The organism is Marinomonas flavescens, from assembly GCF_004352835.1.
In the GTDB taxonomy this organism is placed as follows: domain Bacteria; phylum Pseudomonadota; class Gammaproteobacteria; order Pseudomonadales; family Marinomonadaceae; genus Marinomonas; species Marinomonas flavescens.
This window is the reverse complement of sequence record NZ_SJSB01000007.1, coordinates 156,751-173,356: the sequence shown is the minus strand read 5'-3', so window position 1 is coordinate 173,356 and position 16,606 is coordinate 156,751. Positions and strand designations below refer to the sequence as shown.

The window sequence follows — 16,606 nt, the reverse complement described above, 5'->3', positions numbered from 1 at the left end:
ATTCTTCCTCAGAGGGTAAAGTTGGAATGAGATTGCTGCCATCTTATCACTTCGGCGAGGCCGAGAAAAATGTGATAGCTGCTGGTGCCGGGCAGAGGGAAGTCTTTAGGCTGGTTGTCAGCGTCAAGGTACTCATTCCAACGACCGTTTTCTATAAAATAATGATCTTGAAGAAAATTTAGAGCTTCGGTCAGTCGTAGCTCTTTTTCTTCCTTGCCAATCGGCATGACGGTAATCGCTTTTAGGTATTCTGTGATCGGCCAGATGCGCTTTTCTTTGTCTAAGGGGTGGTAATCGTTACCATCTATTTGGTTATAGATGCCGCCGTTATTTGCTAAGCCATAGCGCGATGCTGTGCGCCAAAGATGTTGTGCCAATTCAGTGTAGTCTGAATTTGGAAGGATTTTATTGGCTTGGAATAGTAACCATACCCATTCAAAGTGATGTCCTGGCTCGACTTGATGGCCCGTTTCTGGGTGAGTTTGCCAATCAAGGGTGAAAAACTCTCGTAAAGTCTTTGTTTTCTTATCGTAAAAGTGTTCAAGGGCTAGTGTGAGTAGGACGCTGACTTGTTCTTTATAAATGTCGTCTTGGGTCGCTTTATAGGCGGCGATATAACCTTCAAGCAAGTGCATATGAGGGTTTTGGCGACGCAATTGTGCCGGATCAACAGGGAAGGCCTCGTAAAAGCCACCTGAAGCGGCTTGCATGTGCGTCATCAAAAAGAGATGGGTTTTCTTCATCAGATCTAGGGCGCGTTGGTCTTTTGTGATGGTGTAATAATGACTAAAAGAAAGCAACACGAAGGCTAATGCGTAGGCATCGGATTGCGTGTCTTTTACTGACAGGTCGTCATTGAGTGAGAATATCCAACGTTCGTCTTGGAAATAATGCTCAACAATAAAATTGAATAAAGGCGATAACTTGGCGCGCCATTCTTCATTGTTACTCATGCTAACCGCATGGCTAAAGGTATAGAGTTGACGACATTGTGTTAATAAGCGCACACGACCTACTTGTTTTCTACTCCAATCGTGATTCATGCTCTCATAGCTAAAGCCCAAATCTTGGTCAATACCATACTTCGCCCAGTTAGCGAGCAGCTGATCAAAAAGGAAACTTTTACAGGAAGTTAGGGGGGAATTCAGCATGAGTAAATTAGCCTTATTACTTGTGATGTCGGTGTGTCCAACTTATTGAGTGAGTATGATAAGATGAGCGCTCTCAAAAATCGATTATTATGTGACTATGAACTCTTCATATTTGAATTTTAAGGATAAACACATCCTCGTTGTGGGTGATGTGATGTTAGATCGCTACTGGCATGGTGGCACATCTCGTATTTCGCCCGAAGCCCCAGTGCAAGTAGTAAAGGTCTCTACTATTGAAGATCGACCTGGTGGTGCGGCGAACGTCGCTCTTGGACTCGCTAAACTTGGCGTGGCTGTTACCTTGGTTGGTGTTGTCGGAAAAGACGAAAACGCAGAAGTATTGACCCGCTGTTTAGAAGCAGAAGGTGTCCGCTGCCAGTTTGTTTATTCTGAGACATTGCCTACGATTACAAAATTGCGCGTGATGAGTCGTCATCAGCAGTTGATTCGTTTGGACTTTGAAGAACGAGAAGACAGTCTATCCCAAAATGATGCTGTAGCTACCATGGTAAAAGACTGCCTGCCCAATATGGATGCCGTTATCTACTCGGATTACGCGAAAGGTTGCTTAGCCGATGTGCAAACGCTGATTCAGCTGTCGAATACTGTTAATGTGCCAAGTTTTATTGATCCGAAAGGCGACGACTTTTCTATCTATAAAGGGGCGACTTTAGTTAAACCTAATTTACTTGAGTTTGAAAATATTGTTGGCAAATGCAGCTCAGTAAAAGAGTTGGAAGAAAAAGCCAAAACACTTCGTGAACAATTTGGTTGGGAGGCGTTACTCGTCACTCGTGGCGAAGATGGCTTAATACTGCTGAGCGATGACAAACCGCCATTCTCTCTAGCGACCGCCGCTAAAGAAGTGTTCGATGTGACTGGTGCTGGTGATACGGTTGTCGCCGTGTTAACCGCTGTCTATGTGACCAGTAAGCGCTTTATTGATGCGGTAGAATACGCAAACCAAGCCGCAGGTTACGTGGTAGGTAAACTAGGAACCGCGTCTATCAATGCAGCGCAACTTGATTCCATCATGTATCAGCGCAACCGTACGACTAATTTCGGTGTGTTATCACCTGTCGATGTACTGGAACAAATCAAATTAGCTCAGGTGAGCGGCGAAAAAGTGGTTTTCACCAATGGTTGTTTTGATATTCTTCATCCTGGTCATGTCGCGTATATGAAACAGGCCAAAGCCTTGGGCGATAGATTAATCGTTGCGGTTAATACCGATGCGTCTGTAAAACGGCTTAAGGGTGAGAAACGACCGATTAATAATTTAGAGCATCGTATGGCTGTGTTAGAAGGAATCGGGGCGATCGATTGGGTGACCTGGTTCGATGAAGATACACCGAAAGAAATAATCGAAGCACTCAGTCCGAATGTTTTAGTAAAAGGCGGCGATTACACCATAGAAAGTATTGTTGGCGCTGAACACGTGTTGTCCCATGGTGGTGAAGTAAAAGTATTGACCTTTGTTGATGGTTATTCCACAACCTCCATTATTGAAAAGGCAAATTTGTAAATGCAAGACGAAGCGACATTGAATGTGAAAAAACAACAAGAAACCGTAACTGGAATGTCACTGTATTTCAGGTTATTAGGCTATGTTAAGCCATCACTGGGGTATTTTATCTTAAGTGTGTTTGGGTATATTTTATATTCTTCTATGCAACCAGCTTTGGCCGCTTTGCTTAAACATATAGTGGATGTTGTTTCTAATGATAAAGTAGTTGAAGGGCGATCTTTGATCCCATTGGCTATTTTAGGCGTATTTTTCATTCGCGGTATTGGTACTTTTCTCGGCAGTTATTGCATGGCAAAAGTGGCTAACAATGTCGTTTTTGACCTTCGAACTAGCATGTTTAATAAAATGGTAACCTTACCATCGAGTTACTTTAATAGTATGCCAAGTGGTCGTTTACTGGCCAAATTAACGTATGACACAGAGCAAGTTGTGGATTCAGTCACCCAAGCCGTTCAGGTTATTTTGCGAGAAGGGTTAAGTGTTATTGGTCTACTAGGGTATATGCTCTTTATTAACTGGCGTCTTTCTCTATTATTTCTTTTTGTCATTCCCTTTATTGGGCTTGTTGTTCGCTACGCTTCAAAGCGCTTTCGTAAGCTAAGTTTGAAAATACAAAATGCCATGGGAAGCGTGACAGATGTTGCCTCTGAGGCGATTAAAGGGCACGAAGTCATTAAGATCTTTGGCGGCAATGAATATGAAACTAAACGCTTTCATAAGACGGCTCAAGAAAATCGTCATTCACAATTAAAAATGGAATTAACCAAGGCGCTGAACGTGCCTATTATTCAGTTTATTATTGCCTTGTCTTTGGCATTGTTAATTTGGTTAGCATTAGATCCTGCTATTTCAGCAAGTATGTCTGCCGGTGATTTTGTTGCCTTCATCGGTGCTGCAGGTATGTTGAGCAAACCTATGAGACAGTTAACGTCTGTAAATAGTATTTTGCAAAAAGGGATAGCCGCAGCGCAAAGTATTTTTGCATTTTTGGATCTAGACAGCGAAAAAGACACTGGTAGCAAAACAGCAGATCGCTTGAAGGGCGATATTAGCTGGAAAGGGTTAACCTTCCGTTATCCAAAAATGGAAAAAAATGCACTAAGCGACGTAACCTTGACTCTGCCGGCTGGCAAAAAATTGGCATTGGTAGGGCGTTCCGGTAGTGGTAAATCGACCTTAGCTAATTTGATTCCGCGCTTCTACGATGTGGATGATGGCTGTCTGTTTATAGATAATGAAAATATTAATGACTACACCTTGCGTGACCTCCGTAAAAATATTGCTCTAGTGAATCAACAGGTGGTTCTTTTTAATGGAACGATTCAGGACAATATTGCTTATGGTGGCTTGAGAGATGTGTCCAGAGAAGAGGTTGTAGAGGCGGCAAAAGCGGCCAATGCTTGGGACTTTATTCAAGAACTAGAGCTAGGTTTAGACACATTGGTTGGCGAGAATGGAGTATTGCTTTCTGGTGGACAACGTCAGCGACTTGCGATTGCTAGGGCCATCCTAAAAAACTCTCCTATTCTTATCTTAGATGAAGCAACGTCTGCGCTAGATACTGAGTCCGAACGGGCTATTCAGCAAGCGTTGGACAAACTGATGGAAAATCGAACTACCATTGCGATTGCTCATCGACTTTCTACTATTGAAAACGCTGATATCATTGCGGTTGTGGATCATGGAGAAATAGTTGAACAAGGCTCTCATCGTGAATTATTGGCTCTTAATGGCGCTTATGCCAAGCTCCATAACCAACAATTTAGCGATGTTGCTGAATAACGATGTGGCTTTATCGTCTTTTGTTGTTGGTATTAACCCCGCTTATACTGGTTAAAATTCGACGGTTTAGAAAAACCTATCCTGCGTATCGAGCTCGGGAAGCTTTTGGTTTTTGGCAGCCAGTTAAAGCAGATATTTGGATTCATTGTTCGTCAGTGGGAGAGGTGCTGGCAGTGCGTCCTTTGGTAGCTCAATGGGTAGAGAAATACCCTGAGCGATCAATGCTTATTACAACGATGACACCGACAGGTGCTGAGCAAGTTGAAAAGACATTTCCTTTTGTTATCCATCGTTATTTGCCTATGGATTGGCGATGTTCTGTAAAACGTGCTCTAAAGCAGCTTGATTGTAGTCATCTACTGATTGTAGAAACAGAGCTTTGGCCTAATCTTCTGCAACAAGCAAAACGCAAAGGGCTGCGTATCAATATTGTTAATGCCCGCTTAAGCGAGCGTTCTTTTAAGCAATACCAGCGCTTTCCCCGTTTGTCGAAGCGATTGATGGCATTACCAACGAGTTTCTTGGCACATGCTCAGGCAGATGCCGACCGCTTCAGCGCATTGGGGGCTAACAATGTGTTGGTTACCGGCAGTATTAAGTTTGACCTAAGTGTGCCGGCCTCGGTTGCAGAGCAAAACTGGCATCGGCAAATGTCGAGTTCGTTTGTCTGGACTGCGGGTAGTACGCATAACGGCGAAGATGAACCTTTGCTAAAAATCCATCAAGCGTTAGTGGAAAAATACCCTGACGCCTTACTGATTTTGGTTCCTCGACATCCTGAGCGCTTTCAGAGCGTGTATGAACTGGCTTGCGAATATTTTGATCATGTCGCGTTGCGCAGCGAGATCGAACCTGCAAACTGGGCCGGGTTGAATGTGGTTATCGGAGACTCTATGGGTGAGCTGATGCAGTATTATCAAGCAGCTGATTTGGCTTTTGTCGGTGGTAGTCTTATTAAGCGGGGTGGTCATAATCCTATTGAACCTGCTTTGTTAGCTCGAGCTACACTGGTTGGGCCTTTTACCTTTAACTTTGCAGATATTACCGAGCAGCTTATCCAGCATCGTGGTGCTATTCGCTGTCAAAACGCAGAACAGCTACAAGAAGTGGTGATCTCATTGGCAGGAAAGCACAGTCAGTGTCATCGTCTTGGGCAAGCAGCCTTGCGGTTTGCTCAGCAAAATCAAGGTGCAGTGACGCGAGTTTTATCTGAAATAGACTTCCGCTAGACGACTGATTACAATAGCAACACAATTATCTCATGGGGTGTTTTGGTTGAATTTTAGCCATCACTGAGAAGCGGATACGCTAACCCATTGAACCTGATCCAGATCATGCTGGCGTAGGAATCGAGATAGCAAGCCCTTCTTGCCATTTCCCCTGTACGCCGCTCACTTTTAGGAGCGACACAATGAATAAATTTTTACTAAGCGCTGGCGCCATCACGGGGGTATTATTGTCTTTCTCGAGCGCTTCTTTTGCCGAAACCTTAAATGTTTATACCTATGATTCCTTTGCTTCTGATTGGGGGCCTGGGCCAAAAATTAAAGCCAACTTTGAAAAAGAGTGTGGTTGTGAATTGAAGTTTGTCACCGTCGATTCTTCTGTTGGCCTTTTATCACGAGTGCAGCTTGAAGGTAAAAATTCAGCGGCAGACGTTGTGCTAGGCCTCGATCTTAACCTAATGAAAAAAGCAGAAAAGACGGGGTTGTTAGCGGATTCTGGTGTTAATACGAGCCATGTTGTTACTCCTAATACTTGGACGAGTCCTATTTTTGTGCCATTTGACCAAGGTTATTTTGCCTTTATCTATAATGCAAACAAGCTAAAAACACCGCCGACCAGCCTGAAATCTATTGTTGAAAATCAAAATCTACGAGTTATTTATCAAGATCCGAGAACCAGTACGCCTGGGTTAGGTTTGTTGCTTTGGATTAAAGCGGTTTATGGCGATAAAGCGGCTGACGCATGGGCCACGCTAGCAAAGCACACGGTAACAGTGACAAAAAGCTGGTCTGACGCGTATGGTCTTTTCTTAAAAGGCGAGTCGGATGTGGTATTAAGTTATACAACTTCACCTGCTTACCATGTGATTGAAGAAGGCAAAACACAATATAAAGCGGCCTCCGCGAGTGAAGGGTTTTATCCACAAGTAGAAGTGGCAGCGATGTTAAAAAATGCGCCACATCCTGCTTTGGCTAAGAAATTTATGCAGTTTATTCTAACGCCAGGTTTTCAGTCTACTATTGCGACGGGGAACTGGATGTTCCCTGTTGTTAAGCAGGCCAAGCCATTGCCAGCGGTTTTCAGTACTTTGCCTAAACCAGTGAAGGTGCTAACACTGTCAGCTGATGAGGTTGCTAAGCATCGTCAAGCTTGGATAAATGAATGGCTTGAAGCAACGACACGCTAATGGGGCAATGTCGTTCATCTGTTCGTCTTTTTATGCGGCTGTTACCTGCATTAATCGGTGTTTTACTCTTTGTATTTATTGGAGCCGCCAGTTTGGCGGCTCTATTGCATCATATGGATATCTCACAGTGGTGGGGATATTTACAAAATGCGTATTTGTGGCGAATTATTCGATTTTCATTATGGCAAGCGTTATTAAGTAGTGTACTTAGTTTGCTTATTGCGATTCCGGTTGCTTCTTGTTTGAGTCATCGAAAATTTAAAGGTAAAAATTTACTGCTACAGTTATTTGCTGTGTCTATGGTGGTGCCAACGATTGTTGCCATTTTAGGTATTGTTGTGGTCTATGGTCGATCTGGTTGGTTAGCGACAGGGTTAGGGATCAATGTTCCTCTTTATGGGTTACTAGGTATTTTGTTGGCGCATGTGTTTTTTAACATGCCGTTGGCAGTACGGCTGTTACTCCAGGGGTACAGTCTTGTGCCTTCTGGGCAATGGCGGCTCGCTTCTCAATTAGGATTTTCAAGAGGAACATCGTTTTCGCTTATTGAATGGCCTTATATCAAAAAAGTTCTACCAGGTGCTTTTGTTCTGGTGTTTATGCTGTGTTTTTCAAGCTTTTCTGTTGTGTTGAGTTTGGGAGGTGGACCTAAATCGAGCACCTTGGAAGTAGCAATTTATCAGGCGTTACGCTTTGATTTCGATTTAGATAAAGCCAGCTTTTTATCACTACTTCAAGTGGCCATTTGTACGGTAGTTGCAATGGTTATTTATAAAGTGGTGCCTAAAAATCAACAAGATGCCAGCTTGTTGAAAGTGCAATCTTATTCCGTACGAGACAGTAGGGTGGCGCGCGGCTTTGATATGTTCATCATGATTATTGCTTTGTTATTAGTCTTGCCACCGTTTTTGGCTATTTTTGACCCTATATTTTCAGATAAATTTTTACCTACACTGCTATCAAGGGCGACATGGCATGCTGTCTGGGTTTCTTTAAAAATTGCGATACCTGCAGCACTGTTAAGTTTGTTGCTTGCTGGCTGCTTTGGTGGCCTTGCTCGTAAGGCGATGGACCAAGGTTGGTGGTCGTTCCTACCAAGTAAATTAGAGCATCTAGGAAATATGATTCTTATGGTGCCGGGACTGGTGTTGGCGACAGGGCTATTTCTATGGCTTCGTGAGTTTGGCTTTAGTTTGCAATCCAGTTATTGGGTCGTTGTCTGGGTCAATGCGGTAATGGCGTTACCCTTCGTACTGAGAGTATTGATGCCGGTAGTGTATCAGCAAGAAAAACGTTTTCGTAATGTGTATTTGAGTTTAGGTGTTTATGGCTGGTGTCGTTTTAAAATTGAGTGGCCTCTGATCCGTAAAAGTGTTGCTCAGGCTGTTGGTTATGCGCTGTTACTCTCATTAGGAGACATGGGCGTTATTGCGTTGTTTGGTAGTCAGGGATTAGTGTCCTTACCGTTATATCTTTTCCAATTGGTTGGATCGTACCGCTTAGAAGAGGGGGCGTGTATTGCCGTAATACTAATCTCTTTATGTCTTATTTTATTTTATCTATCAACGCGACTCATCGGAGGAAGATCAGGTGTTAGAGATTAATCTCCAGTACAATTGGGAAAACTTCCGAGCCGATTATCAGGTATCAATCGAGCCAGGAATGACGACGCTATTGGGCGCTAGTGGAGAAGGTAAAAGTACTTTACTTCAACTGGTTGGAGGTTACTTAAACGGACGTGGAACGCTTTCTTATTTGGGTGAAGATTTTTCCAGTCTTGCGCCTTATGAAAGGCCTGTTACTACTTTGTTTCAAAGTGATAACCTTTTTCCTCAGTTAACCGTTTGGCAGAATGTTGCTATAGGCCTTGAGCCTTCATTGAAGTTAACGGATCAGCAGCAAGAGAAGGTAAGTTGGGCACTAGAGCAAACTCAGCTAATTAACAAACGAGATCAAATACCACAAGCCTTGTCCGGTGGGCAGGCTCAGCGGGTGGCAATAGCAAGAGTGTTAGTGCGCAATAAACCGATTTTATTATTGGATGAGCCATTTAGTGCGCTCGATCCAATGTTACGAGAAGAGATGTTAGCGCTGGTGCATAATGTTACCGAGCAGTTTCAGCTGACTACCGTGTTGGTGTCTCATATGCCAAGTGAAGCCTTGCTGGTGGGTGGGCGTGTTATGTTGATTGCAGGCGGCCGTGTTGTTGCTCACGAATCGGCCGATGTTCTTGCTTCTAAATCTCTTCCAGATGCTTTTTCGAATTATCTAGGGTTGTTTAACTCCTCGACAAAAGAGCATTAGTGGTTTACAAAACACACTGATTTTTGCTTGATAAGCTAAAGGGAGGGGATGCGTGGCTTTATTAGTTGATGAGCGTCAAATGCTAAAAAAAGGGATCATATTAACGGTTGCCTATGCTTTTATTATGTCGGTTACTGGACTTGCAGCTAAGCAGGTTCAGGAAACGATTGCCGTTCCTGTTCTGGTTTTTTGGCAGAGCTTATTTTGTGTCATAGTACTTTATCCTCAGCTTCATGGGCGTTGGCAACGACGCCCCTTATCAATATGGAAAATTCACTTTTTACGAAGTTTGGGCGGCTTTACTGGTTTCTTATTTTATTATTTAGCGTTGAATCACGTGCCCTTGGTTGAAGCAACATTACTACGCTATTGCGCGCCGCTCTGTGTTCCGCTCGTGGTATTTATTATGCATCGAGTAGCGGTTCCAAAAACAAGATGGATCCCTCTTGTAATTGGTTTTATTGGCGTTGCTTGTATTATTCAGCCAACCCCAACACATCTAAATCCTTGGTATTTAGTGGGTTTTCTATCGGCTATTGGCTTGGCTTTTTCTATGGTGACGACTCGTATGTTGTCCCATCAAGTGAGCGGTCAAGAAACCATGATAGTGTATTTTCTAATATCGGCTTTCTTGTCTTTATTCCTTGTATTAGTGCAAGGTGATAGCTTGTTACTGCCTATGGCGAGCTGGCCATTTGTTGCGGTTGTCTGTGTGACTTTATACCTTGGCATGTTTTTATACACAAAAGCGTACTCCTACGCGCCAGCCAGTATTGTGTCTCCTGTTAGCTACGCTGGCGTGGTTTTTAGTGGTTTTTGGGGATGGGTCGTTTGGGGGCATGTGCCAGATGCGTTTGCCTATACGGGTATTTCATTGATCTTTTTGAGTATTATTATCAGTACCCGCATGGCAAGAAATCGCGATAAATGATGACTATCTAGCCGCTTTTAATGTCATCAGTTTCTTATTCAGTAATGTAGCGATAAAAATCCCTGAGAAAATTAATAGCATTCCAATATAGTGAAAGCTAGAAAGGTGTTCGCCTAAGAATAATACAGAAAGCGAAATACTAAACACGGGTAATAAGTGTATAAATTGTCCTGCTGTGGCCGCGCCTAGTTTTTGTATGCCTAAGTTCCAACAAAGAAAAGCGGCGAGAGAGGCAAACAGCCCCATATACAAAAGTGTCCCCCAGTTCGTTGCTGATAAGTCGCTGATTTGAGTGCTTCCAAAGAGGAAAAAAAGCGGTGCTTGAATGGCTGTACCAATTAAAGCGGTGGTTGTAAAAAAGCCGATAAGAGACATTTCCTTCGGGCGTTTTGCAATTAGGACAGAATACACAGCCCAACTAATCGCAGCGACAATAATCCATAAATCACCTTGCGACATTTTCAAATGAAGCAGTGTTTCTAAGCTACCGCGGCTGATAATTTCAATCGCCCCAATAGTTGATAGAAATATCCCCGTATTTTGCACCCAGCTGGTTTTGTTCCCGAGCAGCACTCTTGCTGTGATGAGGATGATGACGGGCACAATAGCATTAAGTAATACTGCGTTAGTCACGCTGGTAGAGGTTAAGCCTATGTATAAAAATAGATTGTAGTTGCAAATGCCTAACCAGCTAAAAAGTAATAGTAAAGGCCAGTTTTTGGCAATTATGTGCCGTTCTGCCCATATTTTTTTATACGCTAAAGGGAGGATTATTAGGCAAGCAATGCTCCAGCGTAAAAATGAAATGGTATAAGGATCTATTCCCTCGGATACAGTCATTCGTCCAAGTACATAATTACCAGACCAGAAAAGTACTGGTAGCAATAGGTAGGCAAAAGAGGGCATATAACATCCTTATTTAGAGCGTTACTTTTTTATGATTTATTTTATCAAGAGACTCTAACGCTATAGAAGATAAGATAAAAGCTAAGTCGAATGCTTTTTTTAGTTTACGTCTTTTGACATTAAATCGCGTCGAAGAATAATTGGCTAACGGGTAAGCTAAAAAGCTTTTCTTGAGATATATGCATTTAGCAGCAAGAATACTCGCTCAATGTGATCTAGTCGTTTATTTATTGTTCTGTATGCTATACAATTCGCGTCCCTGTAAATCTATACTCCTTGTCTCAAGGCTTCATAACAGGGGGGGCGTAGAGACTAGAATCCATAAGGAGAGCTTAAATGCGTCATTATGAAATCGTCTTTCTGGTTCACCCAGATCAAAGCGAACAAGTACCAGCAATGGTTGAGCGTTACACCAACCTAATCACTGAAGATGGTGGACAAGTTCACCGTTTAGAAGATTGGGGCCGTCGTCAACTAGCTTACCCAATCAACAAAATTCACAAAGCACACTATGTTCTTATGAACATTGAGTGTTCTGACAGTGTTTTAGCTGAATTGAACGATACTTTCCGTTATAACGATGCAATCATCCGTAACTTGGTGATTCGTTGTAAAGATGCGGTTACAGATGTATCTCCTATTAAAGCTTCTGAAGGTCGTGAAGATCGTCGTTCTGCTCCTCAACGTGAAGAGCGTAACAACGAAACAACTGAAGAAGTTGTTGCTGAAGAATCTGAAGATTAATCAATATTTTTATTAGGAGACACGTATGGCTCGTTTTTTTCGTCGTCGTAAATTCTGCCGTTTTACAGCAGAAGGCGTTAAACAGATCGATTATAAAGATCTAGAAACACTGAAAGGTTATGTTACTGAAACTGGTAAAATCGTACCTAGCCGTATTACTGGCACTAAGGCACGTTACCAGCGTCAACTAGCGACTGCGATCAAACGCGCTCGCTACATTGCTTTGCTTCCTTACACTGATAGCCACTTTAATTAATAGGTGGAACGAAGTACCAAAATGAGCGCTTTAGCGAAATGGGTTATGACACGTCCGCGCAATGCCGTTATTGGCGTTGCTGTTTTCAGTATCATCCCCTTACTGTTTTGGGTATCTGCCGCCATTATTGGTTTGGTAGTGCTTCGTAAAGGTGTAAAAGAAGGAATACCTGTATTAGCTTGGGGCTGTTTACCTGCAATAGTATTGTGGGCACTCCAAGGTGATGCGACAACATTAATGGTGTTGATTAACGTGACATTGTTAGCCTGTTTACTTAGGGTGACAACGTCGTGGAGTTGGGTGTTATTGGCTGGTAGTTTTATTGCCGTCATTAGCTCTTTCCTGCTGCCTTTACTTATGTCGGACATGTTGAACTTAGTGACTTCACTTATTCAGCGAGTCATGACATCAGAAGGGGTGAAGATGCCTGATAAAGGTGTCATCTTTCATCAAGCGGTAGTGGCTTTGTCCATTATTCAGGCGATGATAGCCGTAACTTCGTTATTCTTAGCGAGAAAATGGCAAGCAGGGCTCTATAATCCAGGTGGGTTACGTGATGAGTTTCATCATTTAAGACTGCCTTTAGCGTTTAGCTTGGTGTTAGGTGCAATGGTGTTGCTAGGTGAAAGTCTAGGCGGGCCGTACCTTGTTTTATCTCAAGCAGCTATTCCAGCATTAGTGTTGCCAGGCATTGCATTAGTACATGGTATTCTAGCAAAAAAAAGAATTGGGATTGTTGGGCTAATTGCGTTTTATCTTGTAGGATTTTTTGTTCTAAATGTGTATTTCGTAAACATATTAATCATACTGAGTGTGGTTGATAGTTTTGTAAATATACGAGAACGGATCCAAGATAAATCATCCAGCATCAAGTGATAGTGATTGATTAATTAGAGGTGATCGAGATGGAAGTTATTCTACTCGACAAAGTAAACAAGCTAGGCGGTATTGGTGACGTTGCAGTCGTTAAACCAGGTTATGCTCGTAACTTTTTGATTCCGAACAGAAAAGCCGTAATGGCAACTAAAGCTAACTTGGCTAGCTTTGAAGAGCGTCGTGCTGAACTTGAAGCGCAAGCTGCTGAGCGTACAACCGCTGCTGAAGCTCGAGCTTTAACTTTGGCTGGCAAAACTTTCAAAATCGAAGCAAATGCTGGTGATGAAGGTAAGCTTTTTGGTTCTATCGGTACTCGCGATATTGCTGAAGTGATTTCTGCTGAAGTTGCAGTAGCCAAAGCGGAGATTCGTCTTCCTGAAGGTGCTATTCGCCACACAGGCTCTTTCGAAGTTGATATTCAAGTGCATCCAGAAGTGGTTGTTACTGTTACTTTGGAAGTTGTTGCTCAGTAATTCGTTTCGACGAAAACTGATCAATAAAAAAGGGTGTCTTGCTTAATGCAAGATGCCCTTTTTTTATTAGCATGATAAGCTAATCTCCCTGTTATTTTACTATTCCGCTTTGGGTGTTTTACGTGCAATTAAACGATTCTGAAATAGCTTCTATCAAACTACCTCCTTATTCAATCGAAGCCGAACGCTCTGTCGTTGGTGGTTTGATGCTAGACCCACAAGCATGGGAAAAAGTGTCTGAGCTGGTTATTGCCGACGACTTTTATCGACCAGAGCATAAACTTATCTTTACTGTGATTGCGCGCTTAGCGGATGAATCAGAGCCTATTGATGTAGTGACCATCGGTGAACGCCTAGATAAGCGTGGGGACTTAGAATCCATTGGAGGTATGGCTTACCTGATCGAAGTGGCAGAAGCGACCCCGAGTGCATCCAATATCGGTTCTTATGCTGATATTGTTCGAGAGCGTTCGATCCTACGCCGCCTTATTTCTACCACCAACGAGATTTCAGCCAGAGCTTTTCACCCTGAAGGGATGACGGCTGCCGAAGTATTAGATGAAGCCGAGCGCCGAATCTTTCAAATTGCCGAAGGCGGTGAGAAAAAAGGTGGCCCTCGTATTGTCTCTGATATTTTGAGTGCGACTGTGGATAAGATTGATGAGCTTTATCATCAAGAAGGGGCTATTACTGGCCTGAGCACAGGATTTACCGACTTAGATGGCATGACAGCGGGCATGCAAAAGTCTGACTTGATTATTGTCGCAGGTCGTCCATCTATGGGTAAAACGACATTTGCGATGAACTTGGTGGAAAATGCCACCATGATCACGGATAAACCAGTGGTTGTTTTCAGTCTTGAGATGCCTTCCGAGCAGCTCATGATGCGTATGTTGTCTTCTTTAGGGCGGATTGACCAAACGCGCATGCGTTCCGGTCAGTTGGTACAAGAGGATTGGGATAAATTAATGTCAGCGGTCAAAATGCTGAAAGACCGCAAATTGTTCATTGATGATACGGCAGGTATTAGCCCAACCGAGATGCGCTCTCGTGTTCGTCGAATTGCTCGTGAGCATGGTGACGGTACTGTTGCTATGATCATGATCGATTACCTTCAACTGATGCAAATACCAGGTTATACAGAAGGTCGTACTAACGAAATTTCTGAAATATCTCGTTCCTTGAAAGCGCTTGCTAAAGAAATGGAGTGCCCAGTTGTGGCGCTTTCTCAGCTTAACCGTAGCTTGGAGAACCGACCTAATAAGCGTCCGGTTAACTCGGATTTGCGTGAGTCTGGTGCGATAGAGCAGGATGCGGATGTGATTTCATTCGTTTATCGTGATGAAGTTTATCATGAAGATTCGCCTCATAAGGGCATCGCTGAAATCATTATAGGTAAGCAGCGTAATGGCCCGATAGGAACTTGCCGTTTGGCTTTTGTAGGCAAATACACTCGATTTGAAGATCTTGCTCCGGATGCTTACCGTGATTTTGATGACGATTAAGTGTCATTAGCTAAGTATCTCGTTTATGTGAATTCTCCATAAAGTTGACAATGAAGCCACAAGAATAGTGGCCAATAATATGATAAAGAGACCAGGAACTATTTATGAAAAAAATGCCTGTTACGAACAAAGAATATGATTTCCCTGCGGATTATCAGATTGTCTCAAGTACGGATACAAAAGGGCGTATTACCTTTGTTAATGATCACTTTTGTGATGTGGCCGGCTATGAGCGTGAATTATTAATTGGTAAAGCGCACAACGTTATTCGTCATCCAGATGTTCCGCCAGCGGTGTTTGCTGATATGTGGAGTCACTTGAAAAAAGGCAATAGCTGGATGGGGCTAGTGAAAAACCGTTGCACAAACGGTGATCATTATTGGGTAAGTGCCCATGTTAGTCCTTTGCTAGATAACGGAAAAATCATTGGTTATGAATCAGTGCGTCGTAAAGCAACGCGCGAAGAAATTAATCACGCACAAATGTTTTATGATCGACTGAATGCAGGGAAAAATGCGATATCTACAGGCACTAAGGTAGCGTCATTTTTTGCTAATAGTGTGTGGCCTTTGATGTTTGTCGTGGTGCTGATGGCAGCGATTGCTTTATTGTCAGCAAGCTTGTCATTGCAGGTTATAGGAGGAGTAGCTGGCGTTCTTGGTGTGTGGTTCTTACTAATCCAAAAACAATCATTAGGCGTCATATTGCAGCACCTACCAGTCGAAGCTCAGAACCCAATCGGTCAGTATTTATATTGTAAAACCATTGGTAATAAAGCCGCAGTGCGTTTCGCTCATATCCATCAAGATGCTGCGGGCAACACATTTCGTTATCGCTTACTTGAAGGGTCTGAGCAGTTACGTAAGCGTGCTTCTAGCGTTAAAGTTAGTGTGGCGACGAACTTGGATAACTTTACGAAACAGCGGGATACATTTAGAAGCGTAGTAGCCGCAAGCTCACAGCTTTTACAAAGTGTGAACGATGTTGCAGAGCACGTCGGTCGCGCGGCAGAAGCAACTGAATCGGTCGCTATTGCTGCTCGTGAAAGTCAAACTTTAGCGCTGGATACTGGCGATACGATGAGACAGGTTTATGCTGAAATATCAGCGGCGAAGGCGGTTGTTGACATTTTGACAGAGCGTAGCGATAACATTAATAACGTAGTGAATTCGATCAGTGATATTGCTGATCAGACCAACTTACTTGCTTTGAACGCGGCGATCGAGTCAGCGCGAGCGGGTGAAGCGGGTCGTGGTTTTGCCGTTGTTGCAGACGAAGTTCGAGCGCTTGCGATCCGAACTCAAACGGCTACCCAAAGCATTAACGAAATGACTGAAGAACTGAAGAAAAACACCTCTGATGTGACTCGAGCGATTGATAAAGGCAGCGTGGTTGCACAAGAAGGCGTAAGCCGAGTGGAGCAAGTGGCTGAGAAGATGCGGACAATAGAGTCGGCTATTAAGCACATTGTTGAAATGACCGCGCAAATTAATGTTTCGTCAGAAGAGCAGGCAAGTGTCGCGCGAGATCTGAATGATCAGATGCAAGAAGTGGATGCCCTAAGTTTGGCCAGTATTGAGCGTGCGGAAAATACCGTGACGAATATTGCACACATTGAAGAAGAGGCTTACGAGCAAGGAAATTTAGCTGAGCGTATGAAGTCTTAAATAAGAAGCGGAAAGTGCTTTAGATAAAAGCCTAGAAGACTGGCTTAGCGTTTATCGTTAAGTGAGCTTC

The 16,606-nt window shown here is 43.2% G+C and carries 15 protein-coding genes and 1 riboswitch; of the genes, 13 read left to right on the top strand and 2 right to left on the bottom strand.

Annotated features, from left to right (window positions below):
* Window positions 1-8: 8 nt before the first annotated feature.
* Complete coding sequence (locus E0D70_RS09440) at window positions 9-1,151, bottom strand: AGE family epimerase/isomerase (protein ID WP_133012024.1); 1,143 nt, start codon at window positions 1,149-1,151, stop codon at window positions 9-11.
* Between the two features lie 97 nt (window positions 1,152-1,248).
* Here E0D70_RS09440 and hldE point away from each other — a divergent pair, with 97 nt between their 5' ends.
* The 7 genes from hldE (at window position 1,249) to E0D70_RS09405 (ending at window position 10,109) form a co-directional block, all read left to right on the top strand.
* On the top strand, window positions 1,249-2,676 hold the full coding sequence (gene hldE / locus E0D70_RS09435; protein WP_133012023.1) for a bifunctional D-glycero-beta-D-manno-heptose-7-phosphate kinase/D-glycero-beta-D-manno-heptose 1-phosphate adenylyltransferase HldE: 1,428 nt from the start codon (window positions 1,249-1,251) through the stop codon (window positions 2,674-2,676).
* Window positions 2,677-4,461: a lipid A export permease/ATP-binding protein MsbA gene (msbA, locus tag E0D70_RS09430; RefSeq protein WP_133012022.1), complete on the top strand. Its 1,785-nt coding sequence runs from the start codon at window positions 2,677-2,679 to the stop codon at window positions 4,459-4,461.
* 2 nt (window positions 4,462-4,463) lie between these two features.
* On the top strand, window positions 4,464-5,690 hold the full coding sequence (locus E0D70_RS09425; RefSeq protein WP_133012021.1) for a 3-deoxy-D-manno-octulosonic acid transferase: 1,227 nt from the start codon (window positions 4,464-4,466) through the stop codon (window positions 5,688-5,690).
* A 23-nt stretch (window positions 5,691-5,713) separates the two neighbouring features.
* A riboswitch (TPP riboswitch) is annotated at window positions 5,714-5,828 on the top strand.
* A 44-nt stretch (window positions 5,829-5,872) separates the two neighbouring features.
* Complete coding sequence (gene thiB / locus E0D70_RS09420; protein ID WP_133012020.1) at window positions 5,873-6,874, top strand: thiamine ABC transporter substrate binding subunit; 1,002 nt, start codon at window positions 5,873-5,875, stop codon at window positions 6,872-6,874.
* Window positions 6,874-8,478 carry a thiamine/thiamine pyrophosphate ABC transporter permease gene (gene thiP, locus E0D70_RS09415; protein WP_207923239.1) on the top strand — a complete coding sequence of 535 codons (1,605 nt, stop codon included), beginning with the start codon at window positions 6,874-6,876 and terminating at the stop codon, window positions 8,476-8,478. Before thiB ends, thiP begins: the two co-directional genes overlap by 1 nt.
* The gene (locus tag E0D70_RS09410) at window positions 8,465-9,178 is read left to right on the top strand and encodes a thiamine ABC transporter ATP-binding protein (RefSeq protein ID WP_133012019.1); all 714 of its coding nucleotides are present in this window, start codon (window positions 8,465-8,467) and stop codon (window positions 9,176-9,178) included. Before thiP ends, E0D70_RS09410 begins: the two co-directional genes overlap by 14 nt.
* A 52-nt stretch (window positions 9,179-9,230) precedes the next feature.
* Entirely contained in the window at window positions 9,231-10,109 is an 879-nt protein-coding gene (locus E0D70_RS09405) for a DMT family transporter (protein ID WP_240537058.1), read from the top strand.
* Between the two features lie 3 nt (window positions 10,110-10,112).
* Here the strand turns inward: E0D70_RS09405 and E0D70_RS09400 are convergent, their stop codons facing one another.
* Window positions 10,113-11,015: a DMT family transporter gene (locus E0D70_RS09400; protein WP_133012018.1), complete on the bottom strand. Its 903-nt coding sequence runs from the start codon at window positions 11,013-11,015 to the stop codon at window positions 10,113-10,115.
* 336 nt (window positions 11,016-11,351) lie between these two features.
* Between E0D70_RS09400 and rpsF the strand changes: the two genes are divergently transcribed.
* The 6 genes from rpsF to E0D70_RS09370 all read left to right on the top strand — a co-directional run bounded on the left by rpsF (window position 11,352) and on the right by E0D70_RS09370 (window position 16,536).
* Entirely contained in the window at window positions 11,352-11,759 is a 408-nt protein-coding gene (rpsF, locus tag E0D70_RS09395; protein ID WP_133012017.1) for a 30S ribosomal protein S6, read from the top strand.
* Window positions 11,760-11,784: 25 nt separating this feature from the next.
* The gene (rpsR, locus tag E0D70_RS09390) at window positions 11,785-12,015 is read left to right on the top strand and encodes a 30S ribosomal protein S18 (protein WP_036161308.1); all 231 of its coding nucleotides are present in this window, start codon (window positions 11,785-11,787) and stop codon (window positions 12,013-12,015) included.
* Between the two features lie 21 nt (window positions 12,016-12,036).
* On the top strand, window positions 12,037-12,891 hold the full coding sequence (locus E0D70_RS09385; protein WP_133012016.1) for a hypothetical protein: 855 nt from the start codon (window positions 12,037-12,039) through the stop codon (window positions 12,889-12,891).
* Window positions 12,892-12,920: 29 nt separating this feature from the next.
* A complete protein-coding gene (rplI, locus tag E0D70_RS09380; RefSeq protein ID WP_133012015.1) occupies window positions 12,921-13,364 on the top strand; it encodes a 50S ribosomal protein L9 in 444 nt (147 codons plus the stop codon).
* Window positions 13,365-13,486: 122 nt separating this feature from the next.
* A complete protein-coding gene (gene dnaB, locus E0D70_RS09375) occupies window positions 13,487-14,869 on the top strand; it encodes a replicative DNA helicase (RefSeq protein WP_133012014.1) in 1,383 nt (460 codons plus the stop codon).
* Between the two features lie 104 nt (window positions 14,870-14,973).
* On the top strand, window positions 14,974-16,536 hold the full coding sequence (locus tag E0D70_RS09370; protein WP_133012013.1) for a methyl-accepting chemotaxis protein: 1,563 nt from the start codon (window positions 14,974-14,976) through the stop codon (window positions 16,534-16,536).
* The last annotated feature ends 70 nt before the right edge of the window (window positions 16,537-16,606 follow it).

Bases quoted from the DNA above. Each gene is read 5' to 3' on its own strand.
- hldE (WP_133012023.1), top strand. From the start codon at position 1,249: ATGAACTCTTCATATTTGAATTTTAAGGATAAACACATCCTCGTTGTG.
- E0D70_RS09425 (WP_133012021.1), top strand. From the start codon at position 4,464: ATGTGGCTTTATCGTCTTTTGTTGTTGGTATTAACCCCGCTTATACTG.
- E0D70_RS09385 (WP_133012016.1), top strand. From the start codon at position 12,037: ATGAGCGCTTTAGCGAAATGGGTTATGACACGTCCGCGCAATGCCGTT.
- thiP (WP_207923239.1), top strand. From the start codon at position 6,874: ATGGGGCAATGTCGTTCATCTGTTCGTCTTTTTATGCGGCTGTTACCT.
- E0D70_RS09400 (WP_133012018.1), bottom strand. From the start codon at position 11,015: ATGCCCTCTTTTGCCTACCTATTGCTACCAGTACTTTTCTGGTCTGGT.
- rpsR (WP_036161308.1), top strand. From the start codon at position 11,785: ATGGCTCGTTTTTTTCGTCGTCGTAAATTCTGCCGTTTTACAGCAGAA.
- E0D70_RS09370 (WP_133012013.1), top strand. From the start codon at position 14,974: ATGAAAAAAATGCCTGTTACGAACAAAGAATATGATTTCCCTGCGGAT.
- msbA (WP_133012022.1), top strand. From the start codon at position 2,677: ATGCAAGACGAAGCGACATTGAATGTGAAAAAACAACAAGAAACCGTA.
- rpsF (WP_133012017.1), top strand. From the start codon at position 11,352: ATGCGTCATTATGAAATCGTCTTTCTGGTTCACCCAGATCAAAGCGAA.
- E0D70_RS09440 (WP_133012024.1), bottom strand. From the start codon at position 1,151: ATGCTGAATTCCCCCCTAACTTCCTGTAAAAGTTTCCTTTTTGATCAG.
- rplI (WP_133012015.1), top strand. From the start codon at position 12,921: ATGGAAGTTATTCTACTCGACAAAGTAAACAAGCTAGGCGGTATTGGT.
- thiB (WP_133012020.1), top strand. From the start codon at position 5,873: ATGAATAAATTTTTACTAAGCGCTGGCGCCATCACGGGGGTATTATTG.